Source organism: Tissierella sp. MB52-C2 (genome assembly GCF_030931715.1).
Taxonomy (GTDB): Bacteria; Bacillota; Clostridia; order Tissierellales; family Tissierellaceae; genus Tissierella.
On record NZ_CP133261.1, the window covers coordinates 2,288,693 to 2,303,784 of the forward strand.

General features: G+C 32.4%; 15 protein-coding genes, 1 tRNA gene and 1 pseudogene. All 17 read right to left on the reverse strand.

The window, feature by feature from the left end:
• Window positions 1-4: 4 nt before the first annotated feature.
• The 17 genes and pseudogenes from RBU61_RS11470 to RBU61_RS11545 all read right to left on the reverse strand — a co-directional run bounded on the left by RBU61_RS11470 (window position 5) and on the right by RBU61_RS11545 (window position 15,087).
• On the reverse strand, window positions 5-859 hold the full coding sequence (locus RBU61_RS11470; RefSeq protein WP_308875570.1) for an ABC transporter ATP-binding protein: 855 nt from the start codon (window positions 857-859) through the stop codon (window positions 5-7).
• Window positions 843-1,154: a hypothetical protein gene (locus tag RBU61_RS11475; RefSeq protein ID WP_308875571.1), complete on the reverse strand. Its 312-nt coding sequence runs from the start codon at window positions 1,152-1,154 to the stop codon at window positions 843-845. Before RBU61_RS11475 ends, RBU61_RS11470 begins: the two co-directional genes overlap by 17 nt.
• A 20-nt stretch (window positions 1,155-1,174) precedes the next feature.
• On the reverse strand, window positions 1,175-1,687 hold the full coding sequence (locus tag RBU61_RS11480; protein WP_154441143.1) for an RNA polymerase sigma factor: 513 nt from the start codon (window positions 1,685-1,687) through the stop codon (window positions 1,175-1,177).
• A 39-nt stretch (window positions 1,688-1,726) separates the two neighbouring features.
• Complete coding sequence (locus RBU61_RS11485) at window positions 1,727-2,470, reverse strand: hypothetical protein (protein ID WP_308875572.1); 744 nt, start codon at window positions 2,468-2,470, stop codon at window positions 1,727-1,729.
• Window positions 2,463-4,625 carry a M1 family aminopeptidase gene (locus tag RBU61_RS11490; protein ID WP_308875573.1) on the reverse strand — a complete coding sequence of 721 codons (2,163 nt, stop codon included), beginning with the start codon at window positions 4,623-4,625 and terminating at the stop codon, window positions 2,463-2,465. Before RBU61_RS11490 ends, RBU61_RS11485 begins: the two co-directional genes overlap by 8 nt.
• A 1-nt stretch (window position 4,626) precedes the next feature.
• Window positions 4,627-5,505 carry an ABC transporter ATP-binding protein gene (locus tag RBU61_RS11495; RefSeq protein WP_308875574.1) on the reverse strand — a complete coding sequence of 293 codons (879 nt, stop codon included), beginning with the start codon at window positions 5,503-5,505 and terminating at the stop codon, window positions 4,627-4,629.
• A 158-nt stretch (window positions 5,506-5,663) separates the two neighbouring features.
• Entirely contained in the window at window positions 5,664-6,401 is a 738-nt protein-coding gene (locus RBU61_RS11500) for an ABC transporter permease (RefSeq protein WP_308875576.1), read from the reverse strand.
• Between the two features lie 9 nt (window positions 6,402-6,410).
• A complete protein-coding gene (locus RBU61_RS11505; protein WP_308875577.1) occupies window positions 6,411-7,142 on the reverse strand; it encodes an ABC transporter permease in 732 nt (243 codons plus the stop codon).
• Window positions 7,135-8,058, reverse strand: coding sequence for an ABC transporter ATP-binding protein (locus RBU61_RS11510; protein ID WP_308875579.1), 924 nt, complete (start codon window positions 8,056-8,058; stop codon window positions 7,135-7,137). The genes RBU61_RS11505 and RBU61_RS11510 overlap by 8 nt, the downstream gene beginning before the upstream one ends.
• Window positions 8,059-8,170: 112 nt before the next feature.
• Window positions 8,171-9,094: a HAMP domain-containing sensor histidine kinase gene (locus tag RBU61_RS11515; protein ID WP_308875580.1), complete on the reverse strand. Its 924-nt coding sequence runs from the start codon at window positions 9,092-9,094 to the stop codon at window positions 8,171-8,173.
• Between the two features lie 3 nt (window positions 9,095-9,097).
• Entirely contained in the window at window positions 9,098-9,796 is a 699-nt protein-coding gene (locus tag RBU61_RS11520; protein ID WP_308875581.1) for a response regulator transcription factor, read from the reverse strand.
• 357 nt (window positions 9,797-10,153) lie between these two features.
• Entirely contained in the window at window positions 10,154-11,104 is a 951-nt protein-coding gene (locus RBU61_RS11525) for a 2-dehydropantoate 2-reductase N-terminal domain-containing protein (protein ID WP_308875582.1), read from the reverse strand.
• A gap of 248 nt (window positions 11,105-11,352) precedes the next feature.
• A pseudogene (locus tag RBU61_RS19585) lies at window positions 11,353-11,532 on the reverse strand (methyltransferase domain-containing protein); the annotation flags it as partial.
• A gap of 253 nt (window positions 11,533-11,785) precedes the next feature.
• A complete protein-coding gene (locus RBU61_RS11530; RefSeq protein WP_308875583.1) occupies window positions 11,786-12,271 on the reverse strand; it encodes a DUF3955 domain-containing protein in 486 nt (161 codons plus the stop codon).
• Between the two features lie 268 nt (window positions 12,272-12,539).
• Window positions 12,540-12,626, reverse strand: a tRNA-Leu gene (locus RBU61_RS11535).
• Window positions 12,627-12,681: 55 nt separating this feature from the next.
• Entirely contained in the window at window positions 12,682-14,421 is a 1,740-nt protein-coding gene (locus RBU61_RS11540) for a peptide ABC transporter substrate-binding protein (RefSeq protein ID WP_308875584.1), read from the reverse strand.
• Between the two features lie 12 nt (window positions 14,422-14,433).
• The gene (locus RBU61_RS11545; protein ID WP_308875585.1) at window positions 14,434-15,087 is read right to left on the reverse strand and encodes a lytic transglycosylase domain-containing protein; all 654 of its coding nucleotides are present in this window, start codon (window positions 15,085-15,087) and stop codon (window positions 14,434-14,436) included.
• Between the last annotated feature and the right edge of the window lie 5 nt (window positions 15,088-15,092).

A 15,092-nucleotide genomic window follows, 5' to 3' on the forward strand; every position in this document is an offset into this window, starting at 1 on the left:
TTTTCTATACCTCCTTTATAAACTTCATATATGCATCTTCTAAAGTTGGAGAAATATCATTAGCATTTAGAGACGGTTTCTCCCTTGATAATATCCTTAAAGAAATTTTATCCTCATCCGCTATAGATGAAATAACATTGTACTTGTCCATGTACTGTTCAGAATCTCCAAAGTTTACATTTAAATTCCACACATATCCTTCTGCTTCTTTTATTATCTCTTTTACTGTTCCACTATAAATAAGCTTTCCTTTATTTAGAATCGAAAGACTTTTACAGCTTAATTGAATATCTTCTACAATATGAGTTGATAATAATACAGTTTTTGTCTTTCCAAAGTTAGAAAGCATATTTCTAACCCTTATTCTTTCTTCTGGATCAAGACCTGCTGTAGGCTCATCTACAATTAATACTTCCGGATCTCCTACCATTGCTACAGCTATTCCTAACCTTCTCTTCATTCCCCCTGAAAGAGTCTTTGTCTTAGCTTTATATATATCTTGGAGATGTACCATTTCTAGTCTATCTAATATTTCCTTTTTATTTAACTTTATATTAGAAAGGGAAGCAAAATAATCTAAGGTTTCATATACTGTAAAATTTGGATAAAAGGAAAACTCCTGGGGAAGATACCCTATTATTTTTCTTATTTCCTCTTTATTATCCACTTTTATATTATCATAATAAATTTCTCCTGATGTCTTAGATAATAATGTTGATAAGATTCTAATTAAAGTTGTCTTCCCTGCTCCATTAGGCCCTAAAAGTCCGTGGATTCCCTCATTAAAGGTAAGATTTATTCTATCTAATATTTTATAAGCCCCATAATATTTTTCTAACTCTTTAATTTGAATTTTCATAATAAATCCTCCTTTTAGCTTCATTAAAACTCAAATAATCATAGGTTTCCGCACCTATCAAAAATGCTGATATACATATAATTAACCACTCCATACTGACCCCTAATATAAAATACAAAATTACACTTATAAAGGATAAACCCCCAAATATCAATAATGATAGCTTTATTTCTATTCTTCTCAGAAATTTCTTATTTTCTGTTATCTTCTCTAACTGATATTTATCATATTCCTGTACTCTTACTCTTCTCCATACTTCATTTAGATAATCTCTATTGTTCTCTTCAGGTCTCATAAAATTTACCTCCATCAACTTTATTTTTCAGCATATAAAGCCTTTAATTTTTTTCTTGCCCTAAAAATATTTATTTTCACCTTAGCTAAGCTTATACCTAATACTTCTGAGATTTCATTATAAGACATCTGCTGAAATGCATATAAATAAAGTATGCTCTTCTGACTTTCATCTAATTTATTAAAACTATCTATAAATTTATGTTCTTTTTCTCTGTTTACTATAATTTCTTCGGGAGAAATAGTGGAAGCAATCTGATAATCAGTATAGATATTTTTATCATTATCTCTAATATAGTCTACAGATTTATTGTGTACAATAGAGAACAAATAGGATTTCAATGTACTGTAATCTTTTAATCTTTCCCTATATACATAAAAAATAGCAAAACTATCTTGAACGACATCCTCTGCTGCATGATAATCTTTAAGTATACTTAATGCGAAATTTACAGCTTCTTTTCTATGCTTAAGTACAAATTCTTCAAAGGCACTTTCATCACCACTCTTTAATAGCTGCAACTGTTCTTCCACTCTTTCACCTCCATATTCTTTATATAGCCAATCATTATTTTATTCCTTTTCTCTTTTAAAACATGTATACATTAAAAGTATAATCCCTAAAAATATGAATACAAGTCTAGAATAAATAAAATCACTTGATAAATTAAATGATATAGTCTGGCTTGTTCTCCCAAAGAGTTCTGCAAAAGTTGACATTTCAAAGAAATGCTGTCCAAATATATCTAACCATAGTGGGAGAATACTTCTTGTATTTATACTTCCTAATAAAAATGCGATTGGAATCAGTCCATATAATAGTTTTGAGCTTGTTTTGCCCAAAACCATACCAACTCCTAATAAAAATATAAAAGTAGGAATAAGAAACCATATAATATATTTCCCAAAATTAATGAATTGACTAAAATCAAATAATATTTTGTAATATATAAAGCTCATGATAATTGGAACTAATACTGTCAATATAAAAGTAACCACTAATCCAACAATTTTCAACATATAATATTTACTCTGAGGTATTGGAGCCGAGAATAATATCTTTCTAGCCCTTAGTTCCTTTTCATTAAAAATGTTTGTCATCATAAATATCATTATGCTCATTACTAAAGGTGAAGTTAGCTGAACGAAAAATGTATAGGTCCATTCAGAGAATGGAGCTGTTCCATAGTATCCCCCTATTACTAATCTTGTTAGTGAATCATAAGTAAACGCCATCAATATAAGGATCATATATAAATATTTTTTTGATATGATTGTTCTTTTAATTTCGTATTTTAATAAATTAATATTATTCAAATTCCATCGCCTCCTCAGAAAGATTCATTTCTTTAAGAAATTCTTCATAGGTTAAATCCTTATATAAATAATTTTTATATACTTTTTCTATTCCTGTGAAAAATTCTTTTTCTCCTAATATTTCTTCTCCCTTTAACAATTTAATAGGCATTAAATAATATAATTCACTCTGAAGCTTTTCCATCTCTAAGGATTTTCTATATTTTTCATTTATTCTATCTAACATTTCACTGTTATTTAGATAATAGTAATTATTCAGTTCTCGTACACGATTTTCCCATCTGCTCAAAAATAAACTTGACTCCATATCCCCAAATTCACTTTGTATATATTTATAGGAAAAATATTGTGCAAGTCCCTCACTTGACCAAGGGCTATCTTCTACTACCTTAACACCTGTCCCCCACCATTGGTGTGCAATTTCATGTGCTATGAGACTTATATCACTCATAAAAACATCTATACCCATACCCCTATACTGATTATTTTCATCTTCTATTAGTGAATACATATTCTTGTCACGATTTAATACATTCTCAGAAATAGTTATAACATTTTCTGAGGAATGGCCTCCACGCTTATATAAGGCAACTTCTGCAATCTTTAGGGGATATATATCTGAATAATACTCTCCTATATTTTCAATATAATACTTCATCATATTTTTCATATGTTCTTCTATTTTCATATTTTGGACATATTCCTTATGTCTAGGGGAATAGTAAAATTCAATATTCATATTTTCAAAATTAACTTCGTGCTTCTCATACCTCCCTGCAAATGCCCCAATATCTGCAGTATGAGAATTATAATCAAATATCCACTTCTTCAATTGACCTTCTATCTCTGTACCTATAAGTCTTCCTGGAACCACCATCGTTAAATATTCTGATGCAGAATAATATCCACTGATATTTATGGAATCTCCTTCTTTAACTAAAGGTCTGAAAATCCAATTAGAATTCTCTAGTAAATAAATACTATCTTTAGAAATATATCCTGGCATACCTCTACCTACACCATTTTCATCAGTTTTTACTTTTCCACCATAAGAAATCATGATTTCTACTTCTTCTATATTTGGTATAGATACCTCAACTTCGCCTTTAGTTCGATTATATTCTATTTCTTCTCCATTAACATTTATATAATCTATACTTAGTCCTTCATTAGTATGAAACTTGATTGAATCAGAACCTTTATTTATAAAATCATATAAAACCCTTCCATACATTTCTCCTTTTTCATTATCAAACACAATTTCTGGTCTAAGACCAGTTAAATATATATTTTCATCAATATTATTTTCCATGTTTCTTATTAGCTCCGTTGTATAAGGCTCTTTTATATAGGTAAATCCACTTCCCAATACAGCAATTACAACTAATATTATCAATGCTCTGCTTTTTACATTGATAAAAAATGACTCTTTTAAATTGAATTCATATCTTCTTTTAAATAGCAATCCTACTCCAAATATTGAAATAGAGATAAATATCCACAGTAATCTATTATAAATAATGGTTTTACCTACAGGATGTATTCCTGCAAAATCTGAAATAATATCCAAATTAGTCTGAACCCATGTAAATAAATAGTTATTCGAAGTTAGGCTCTTAACAAATAATACCCCTAAAGCTATAAAGCTTATATCTAAACTATCTGTTAAAAGATATAACCCACTTACTATTAAGGTAGAAAATAAAAGTGATGGAAAAAATATAATCCAATAGTTAAATAGATAATAAAAAATATTAACTGGAATACTAAATACAAATTTTTGTACGGCAATAACAGCTATCATTCCAATTATAGTTGCTATAACTTCATAAAAAACTATGGCCAAAATACGAATTATCATTAATCTATGGTAGTCTATATTAGATCCTATAATTTCTTTACTTCTTTTTCTCTTATCTTTATCTAGTGTTAATACTGTAAACAATCCAAATAATAATGCAGATATTGAAGTTCCAAATTTTACAGCACCAAAGGCAATGGTTGAAGAAGACCTTCTTATATAAAACAAATCAAAGTCATTGGACATATTTAAGGAATTTATTCCAATAGTTACAGCAACACAGGATACCAATATCAAAAGCATTATCAACTTTGATTTAAACATCAATTTAATTTCATTCTTAAATAAATCCATATTATTCCTCCTCCAACATACAATATATGTAGGCATCTTCTAAGGAGGGAACTACTTTTTCAAAAGATAAAGGTAAAGATTTAGATACTACTCTATATTTAGTACCTGTGGGAGTTATAACTGTGGATGTAATCTTAAATTCTCCTTTTACCTCTCTTTCTAAAAATTTCTCTTTATTAGCACCTGTAATCTCTACAACTCCTACATGATCTATGGCTTTTCTAACTAACTCACTAGGCTCTCCAACAAATAGTATCTTACCTTTGTTTATAACAATGATTAGATTACATATAGACTCCACATCTTCAATAATATGAGTAGATAATATAACGATTTTATCAACGGAGTCTTCAGAGAAAAGATTCCTAAATTTAATTCTTTCTTCAGGGTCAAGTCCTACAGTTGGTTCATCAACTATAATCAATTCAGGATTGTTTAACATTGCCTGGGCAATTCCAACTCTTTGTTTTTGTCCTCCTGAAAGAGTCTTTATTTTAAGTTTTCTCTTTTCTTCAAGATTAGTCATTACTAAAACTCTTTTTATTTCATCTTTCTTATTTTCCTTTATTCTTTTTAGGGAAGCCATATAGTCTAAGTATTCTTCTACCCTCAACTCCTCATATAGCCCAAAATCTTGAGGTAAATATCCTAACCGTTCTTTTAAATATCTTTCTCTTTTATTGAGGGAAACTCCATCTATTAAAACTTCTCCCTCTGTAGCCTTAAGTTGTCCTACTAAAATTTTCATAAGAGTGCTCTTTCCAGCTCCATTTGGTCCTACCAGTCCAATCATTGCTGGAGTATTAAAAGCTAAATTAATATTATTTAAAGCCTTTACATTTTTATATTTTTTACTAAGAGTTTGTATTTTTATTTCCATTTTATCACCCTCCACTAGATATACGGAAAAAAGAAGAAAAAGTTACAAAAAAGTAAAAAAAGATTAATATATTTGAATAAAAATATATTAATCTTTTTTAATCTATTTATAAGTTCTATTTTTAGGAAAAAAGAAACATCCGAATTTTGTCTTGCCACTTACGATGTAATATACTCTTTATTTAGGCCTCTTAAGATCAGTAAGGATAAAACACCACAACTCAACAGACTAAACAGACTTATACCAAATTGAATCGGCGTTGTTTCATAATACCCCGACACACAAAATGCTGCTGTAATGGGATATACGGAACGCATCGTACTTTCCATTCCGGCAAAAAGACCGAGGAAAGAATAGATTTCAGCAAATATAAGAGCAAGCCAGTATCCCTTTTTTAGTCGGTACACAATAGCTATGATAGGAGACACAGCCAAAAACAGGGCGATTCCTTCTAAAATATATATCTTTGCAAAGCCAAGCACCATGGGAAAATCAAGTAGAGACATATGAAGTGCTGCCTCTACAGCAAATGTAATGACAAATACGAAAGCATATAGACCCACTGCAAAAATTGCAGTCATAATCAGCTTTGCCCCCATTAATTTTGAAATGCTAACGGGGATAAGGAAAAGAGATTTCATAGTATCGTCCTGATTCTCCCTGCAAATCATGTAACTGCCCATAAGGGCAATCATGGCAGGGAACACATACAAACTTCCCAAGGATTGCGTCGCAGTCATATACCATGTAATATTATCCACATACCGCTGTCCGTAATATTGAAACTGTCCCTGCATAAATACAATAAATGCTACCATAACGGCGGAAAAGACAGCAATCCATAAAATCTTTGAACGTTTCAGTTTTAATCGTTCTGCCCATAATAAAGTTTTCATTTTATCCACCTACTTTCGATTTCCTAAGGCAATTTTTGCCCATATTATTGAAGCGATTCCCCATATTCCGATGCACAAAAAGGATTTTCCTATGCTTATAGCCTCATTCAGGATAACTCCATCAATATTACGCATGATAATAGCTGTCGTGCTGGAAAGAGGATGAAGATACATTTTTACCATGAGCAAAACAAAACCAAAAAACGTATAAACGATTGTTACACATACAGGTAAAATATAACCTTTCTGCGAAGCAGCCACAGCAAGTATAGGTATAATTGCAAAAGGTATTAATAAACCGATCTCCAAGCATTTGATGAGCAAGAAAGAAACACTGTCCCTTGTAAGTACAATTATTCCCGGAATAACCCCTGCAAAAATGGAGCTGACGGCGGTAAACAACATGAAGCATATGGAATAGAGCAAGACCACCGCAAATTTACTGAAAATATATCCCATCCTGCTGACAGGAATAATCCATAGCTGTTTTAACATATCGTTTTGATTTTCATCGTACATCAGCATAGTACAGAGCATTCCAAGTACAAGGGGCAGGATAATCCACATGGTGTAGGAAAAGGCCGTCCACTTGTAAAATTGCATGGGGCTGATTTCTGACGTATTGGATGTGCCAAAATATAATATAGCCACAAGGGGCATAAATAAGGCACCTAAAAGCATGAGCCATATAAATTTTCTACGACGGAGCTTTAAAAACTCCGTTTGAACAAGATTAAGCAATACCTTCTCCTCCTGTAACTTTTTTGAAATAGTCCTCCAAAGTGTCTTTACATATCTGAGAACTTATGACGGAAATATTCTCCATCATCAGTGCTTTGTTAATTTCAGCCATGTCAAGAGTTGTATTATAAATCCGCAGTGTATGGTCATCCTGTACTGAGTATTCTTTGACACTAAACCTGCGTTCCAACACCAAAGTCGCCTTTGCCGTATCAGAAACTTGCAGTTGAATATACTTGCTGTTTTTCTTTTGAAGCTCTGCCAAGCTATTTTCTTCCAGTAAAACACCATTATGAATAATACCAATGTCATCCGCTAACAAGGATATTTCAGAAAGAATATGGCTGGAGATCAGAATTGTTTTTCCACGATCCACACATAAATCCCGAATGAAATTTCTGACCTCTGCAATGCCGATAGGATCAAGTCCATTTGTCGGTTCGTCCAGTATAAGAAGTTCTGGGTCATGCAGTATGGCATTGGCAATTCCAAGACGCTGCTTCATACCAAGGGAATATTTGCTAAATACTTTTTTGTCCTTATAAAGCAGACCCACAACCTCAAGTGCTTCTTTTACCGCATTGGGCTTTGTAGTTCCTCGCAGTTTTGCGAAGATTTCAAGGTTTTCCGTTCCTGTTAAATTGGGATAAAATCCAGGTGTTTCAATAATTGCCCCAATGCGGGGATAAATTCTCTTTTCACTATCTTTAATGTTTTGACCGAAAACATAGGCTTTACCTGAAGTAACGGAAGTAAGTCCCAAAATCATTTTCATGATAGTAGTCTTACCAACACCATTACGACCCAGCAATCCATAAATACGGCCTTTCTGCACATGAAGATTTACTTCGTTCACGGCAGTTTGTTCCCCATATACCTTTGTCAACTGCTGAGTTTCAATTATAAGATTATCCATTTTTCACTTCCTCTCCTCTCTTAACTATTTTCTAGTATAACTCATAAACCTTGCCAAAACCTTGCCGTTATCTTGCTTATTTCTTGTTTTGAAAAAATAAAGCTCCGTAACATTACGGAGCTTTCGGAAATACTATGGTGAATATCGTACCGCCATGGGGTGAATTTTCTGTGCAAATTATGCCACCATGTGCGATGACAAGTTCCTGAACAATGGATAACCCAAGACCATTTCCACTGACACTGCGGGATTCATCACTTTGATACAGCCGTTTAAAAATATGGGGCAGATCCTTCTCAGGTATCCCCTTACCATTATCTGCTACAATAATCTTCGCCTGTGTTTCATTCTCTGATATGTGGATAAATACTTGGCTGCCTTCACTGTGTATAATAGCATTTTGAAAAAGATTATTGAGTATACGCATATAGGCATTTCGATCCAACCGAATGATGTATTCCCTATCTGGAATATCAATTTCATAGACAAACTGTTTATCCTCGAACACTGGTATCCAATGGGCTATAATATCACGAGAAAGTTCATTCAAATCACAGATTTCAAACTGGAATATTTGCTCTTTGGCATCCAATTTTACCCACTCAAACAAAGATTCTACAAAGTATCTTAAGTGATGAGCTTTGTCTAAAGCCACGCTAATATATTCATCTTTTTCTTCCCCCGTTACAATCTTTTCCTGTATTGCCTCCAAGTATCCCACTAAAGAAGTCAAAGGTGTATTGACATCATGAGAGAGGCTTGTCATAAGGAGTTTATAGGCTTGCTCGGATTGCTTGAACCGTATAAGCTGTGCCTGATTGTTCGTGGCAATTTCATTGATACTATAACAAATCGTTTTTGTCATGTCACTTTTTCTTGTGAGAATACGACGATTCAAATTTCCATTTTTAATATCTTCCAAGGCATCTTTGATAATGGAAAGCTGCTCCTTTACACGACAGAGCTTCCCTGCAAGAAAAACAATCACACAAATACATAGAAGAGTTGAGAAAAAGAAAATCAGTGTCCAATTCATAAGCTATGCCTCCCTATTAAAACGATAGCCGACACCATGCACCGTCAGTATGTAAAAAGGATGCTTCGCATCCGGCTCAATCTTTTTCCGCAGTTTGCTGATAAAGGACATAATGTTGTTATCGTCAAAAGCATAATCCTCCTTCCAAACTTGTGTGTAAATTTGTTTTTTCGTAAATACACGCCCTTTATTGGAAGCTAGAAATACCAGCAAATCAAATTCCTTCCCTGTTAGATCAATGGATTCACCGTTGATGCAGACAATCCGATTTTCCTTATTAATCACCATATTTTTAAAGGTAAGAGTATCAACGGGCATAGATTGATTAAATGTTGTATAGCGTCGTATCAAAGATTCCATTCGTGCCATCAACTCGTTTATACTGAAAGGCTTTGTCAAATAATCATCCGCACCAAGACGCAATCCCGTTACTTTATCGATTTCATTGCCTTTTGCAGTCAACATAAGTACAGGAACCATACTGCTTTTTCGAATTTCAGACAACACCTCAAAACCATTCATACCGGGCAGCATAACATCTAGAATCACAAGACAGTATTCATCATTTTGTTCCTGCAATTTTGTCAGTCCAATTCTGCCTGTATAGGCAACATCGGCTTCCAATTCTTCCTGGGTAACACATTTTTTGATTAATGCACATAGCTCCATATCATCATCTATGATTAAAACTCTATTTGACATAACTTTCTCCTATATCTATCTTCTTTTTTCTTGCATCAGTAGATTTTCCCTATACTTAGGAATCCTCCAAGTATGTACTTATATAATTAATTAATTGTTTGTATTTCTCCATTGATGTATATCTTTATTACAGTATATATGCAAAAATAAATAAAAACAAGTTTTGTTCTGATTAGATTTCTCTGGTTATGACAGCCATTGTCAGTTCGTTCTCAATTCTATGCCCATACTGAAAAATTGGTAAAAAGGTGAACTGACACAGGATGCTCTTGCAAACATATGAGAAACACCCTACTTTCATATAAGAAAGTAGGGTGTCCATATAAAAAATATATGTTAAAATAGATGTAGGTAAAATTATGCTCCTTTTGTTGCGTGTAAATTTCTTTTTAGTTTTTCAATTGTTGGTGTTCTCTCACCAGATTTTAAGATTAACTTGTCAAATTCATGCTGTAGCAGAATCATTTCTGGTCTTGCTGTAACACAGTGCTTTGCCATCACTGTTTCAGCAAGTGTTGTTCTCATAAACAAGCAGAATATAACGGTTAGCATTGGTGTTGGAAGATTGAGCCAGCCTAGCTTTTTAGGCGTAGGGTCAATGCCGTTTTTACGAAGAACTTGAAATCCTTCTTTAACTCCATTTACCATATCTTTAACATCTTCATAGGAACGACCTAACTCGAAGTTATTGCATTCGTAACCATATAAAGCATTTCCGATACTAGTTACTAAGGCAACATGAGTTTTTTGCCATGCATCCATATCAGAACAAAAAACAGATGGAATTTTAGCGTGGTTAAATATCTCTATTAGTGTTTTAACACGCTCTGTTTTCATACCATTATATTCCCCAAATGTTGTTGTTTGAAAAAATCTTTGAAGTCCTTTACCAACAAAGTAATTAACCTCTCCGTTATTGCGTTCGCCTCCTGCAGAGGGAAAACCAATCATAAGGCGGTCTTTACCAACGGCATCCACCCATTTATCGTAGCCACCAGCTGTATTTACTACAAAAACAATGTTTTTTGAACGATTTTTAGCTAATACAGGAAGAATTTCATCAACTTGATTACGTTGCATTGCCACTATAATATAGTCGTATTCCATATTGGGTAACAATGTATCGATTACATGGACAGAAACACATTCTCTTTTTCTTGTTTTTGGATTTGTAAGAATAATGCCATTCTTTTTAATTTCTTTAAATCGTTTTCCCCTTGCAAGAACTGTAACGTTGTTTTTTGAAAAAGCAAGCTTTCCTGCAAAAATGCTTCCAATAACCCCTGTCCCATATATAAGTATATTCAACCCTTCTCCCCCTTGTACAAAATATAAATTTCCTGTAGCTTTATTTTAATTCGCCTACAGGATCAAATGATGATAATCTTTATGATGCTCTATTCATATAGCTTACCCATGTGGAGTATTCGTGCAGTGCTGTTGTTTCTACAAAACAAAACAATTAAACAATCGCTTTATCGTTGTGTGTTTAGTATATTCATTTATCAGTACGATGTCAACAGATATAATAAAAGAAAACCAATAGGGCTAAAACTTTACCCATTTGGAACAGAAGGTAAAGCAATCCATATAATCGGAAGCATATCTGAAATTGTCAAGATACCTCTATCTCCAAGTACACGGTATACTTCTCTAAAGAAATCTACTCTTGAATCAAAGTGAAATGCACAATCTAATGATAACACCTTTGAAAAAGTATTATTGAAGAAATCAAGTTTACAAGCATCTCAAACAGTAAACTCAATTTTAGATGATATTTTTTTACTTGATTATGTGTAATTTGCCCATTAAACATAAAGTAAAGCAGTATATAAAAAAGCTACATCTTCATTGGTTTATTACCAAGGAAAATGTAGCTTATAACTTGCGAGCTATGTCAATTTCCGATATCATCCTATTTTGAGATATGGATTTGAACTATCATCTCTGGAGATTATGCTCATCATCTTACCTAATTATCATGCCGCATCATTGAATCTTTCTGTTCTTTAGATTTTCGACAATATTCCTGACTCCGGTTACTATAAATGTAACAAAGCCACTGAAGATGAAAAAGAAACCTATTGGCAGCAAGAAGAAATTTTCGTGCAGAAAACCTTCAGCATCAATGTATTCCACAGAATTTGCTTTAATCAAAATGCAGGCCACACCGATACACAGCAGTACAGCGCCAAAAATGATTGAAATCAAATTCATTTTTGCTCTTCTTGTTTCGCTTCCATCTTTTATCAACTTTTCAGTCATATTATTCATATTTTCGCCTCCTAAAATTAATTGGTCGAGCGAAAGGTTAAATGTCATGGATATATCTACAACCATTTCTAAATCTGGCAGATTTTTGTTGTTTTCCCAATTTGAAATTGTTTGTCTGGATACGTTCAGCTTAGAAGCTACCTGTTCTTGCGTTAGTCCTCTGTCTGTCCGAATTTTTCTCAACTGCTCTCCAAAATCCATTATATTAAGCCTCCGTTTCATTTTTATTATAGTTGCCATGCTACCAATTATCAAGCAAGTATCTCTTGCACTGCCGCATTTTAGCGCCCGAATGACGGTCATTGCACCTTTGCACTTAATATGTAAAGTGTGACCCATAAGAATCGGCTTAATACCATTTGCTCCAAGTTGTATTTGGCAGGATTATTTAAATAATATTTTTTTAAGTCTATCACAGATAATACTAAAAGTCATGTATGAGTTCAGATCCTCATACATGACTTTTATATGGTGCGAGTAGTGGGAGTTGAACCCACACATCATTTCTGACACATGCCCCTCAAACATGCCTGTCTGCCAATTCCAGCATACTCGCATTATATTGATATTAATATAGTTTACTATATTTTCAACTTTTTTTCAATACATTATTACTGGAATTCTTTTGGTATATAAGATTTTTCTATACCTTTATAAGGATTAAATAATCCTGGAGATAAGTCTCCCATTATTTTACTATCTATTAATAAAGCTTTATTTCTGAAGAACAAACTTACATATGGCAGATCTGTAGTAATTAATTCCTGTAATTCATCATATGCTTCTAACTTTTTTTCTCTAGTTCCAACTGCGAAAACGTTCTGAAGAAGATTGTCCATATTTTCCCTAGAATATCTAATAAAATTTGTATTATGAGATATTCTTGAGCTATGGAAAGCAAAGGATAAGTCAGGAATTACAGATAATTGCCACCCAAGAAGCGCTATATCATAGTCTCCTGATGCCAAATGCTTATTTACTACTTCCCACTGTTTATCTATATCATCCATAGTAACACTATCACTCTTATTATTTTCAGGATATATGTTAACCAATATCCCAATTTTCCTCAAATCATCCTTTATCATTTCCGCAGTTTTTAGCCTTGTAATATTATAGGTATTAGTTAAAATTCTAAGGGATATTTTATTTCCATTTTCATCTTCTATAATCCCATCATTATTCATATCTTTGAATCCTATTTTGTTTAGTTCTGCTTTAGCTAAGTCTATATTATAGCCAAATTTATTTGCATTATCAGATAAAAGCCAAGAATCAGGATGAATTGGTACATCCACTTGTGTTCCATGTCCTAAATATACTTTCTGAATAATAGCTTGTCTATCTATGCCATATGCTATGGCTCTTCTCAAGGCTTCACCTTTTTCTCCTGAAAATATTTCTTTTCCAAAGTTGAATCCTAGGAACTCATAATTAGAAGAAACAAATTCTAGTATTTTTATTCGGCTATTTTGGGCATATTTATCCCAGTCAACATCTACAGTGGTAGCCATGTTGATTTGTCCAGTTTCAAATGCAGTTAATATATCTTCTTCACTTTCAAATACTCTTCCCAGTATTTCATCAATATAAGGTCTATCATTCCAATATTCATCGTTGGCTGTCAATTTTATTTGCTTCATCTTTTCATAGGAATCAAATTTAAATGGTCCAGTACCTATTGGCTTATAGTCATTTACTTGTAATGCTTTAATATATCTACTATTACCTGACGAATTGAAAATATGTTTAGGTATTATAGGAAATGTTAAGACTTCCAGATTATTGCTAAAAGATTTATTAAATGTAATGTTTAAACTATCTGAACTAGTAATATTTACATTTAAGATACTTTTTATATCACCTTGACCATATGCTCCTAAAGAATTTGAAAACATCTGTTTATATGTACTATCTGAACTAGCATATTTAATAGTATCTATAGTAAAAGCCACGTCTTCAGCACTAAATTTTTGCCCATCATGCCAAAAAACATTGTTTCTCAATTGAATTTCAACAGTTCTTCCATCATCCTTTATATTATAGGATTCAGCCAATTGATTTGTTATATTTAGATTATTATCAAATTCAAATAAACCTTCAAATATAAGTTTGCTAAAAAAATGATAGTTACTATTTTCGGTCAATAGGGGATTTAAAGTGTTAAAATTAGTCAAGGGTAATATGACTTGTCCACCTGGAACAGGGGTATAGTCCATAGAACTTCCCCCTTCTTCAGTTAAATCTAAATCTTTAGTATTTCCTAAAACCATTTTTTCTCTATCGCAACCTACGATTATAGTAGTTATTAATATCACAAGAAATAAAGATACATATTTTCTATACTTCATTTGCCCACCTCATTATATGTTTCTCACTAGTTCCTTTATAACTCTTTTTATATTATGCAGTAGATTAATATATAAAGAATCTTTCTCCGTAGGATTCATTATATATTCCTTATATACTGAGCTATATACTTTATAATTATCCTTTATTCTCACTAAATAATCTCTTGTTTCTTTAAATGGAATGACTGACAGTTCGACTCCATCTTTACAATATTCATCATTATCTAACCATTTGTTTACATTTCCACTTCCTGCATTATAGGCAGCTAAAACTAAATCTAAATTTTGATTAAACTCCGTGAAAAGATTATTAAGATACCATGTACCTATTCTAATATTTATTTCAGGATCAAATAGCATTTTTTCATTATAGTTTTCTATTCCTAGAACCTCACTGGCCCATTGTCCAGTTTGTGGGGCTATTTGCATCAGTCCCTTTGCTTCTTTGCTGGATACAGCATTTTTATCGTATTTACTTTCTACATTGATAATTGAAGCCACTAAATACGGATCTAAATTATATTCATTAGAATATTTTACTATAGCACTTTTATACCCTATTGGATATTTAGTAGTTAAGACCACAAGACTACCAATAATTATCAGAATAATAATAGTAAAAAATATAATAGTTTTTTTAATTAGTTTTTTCATTTTAAACAACAAAGAAC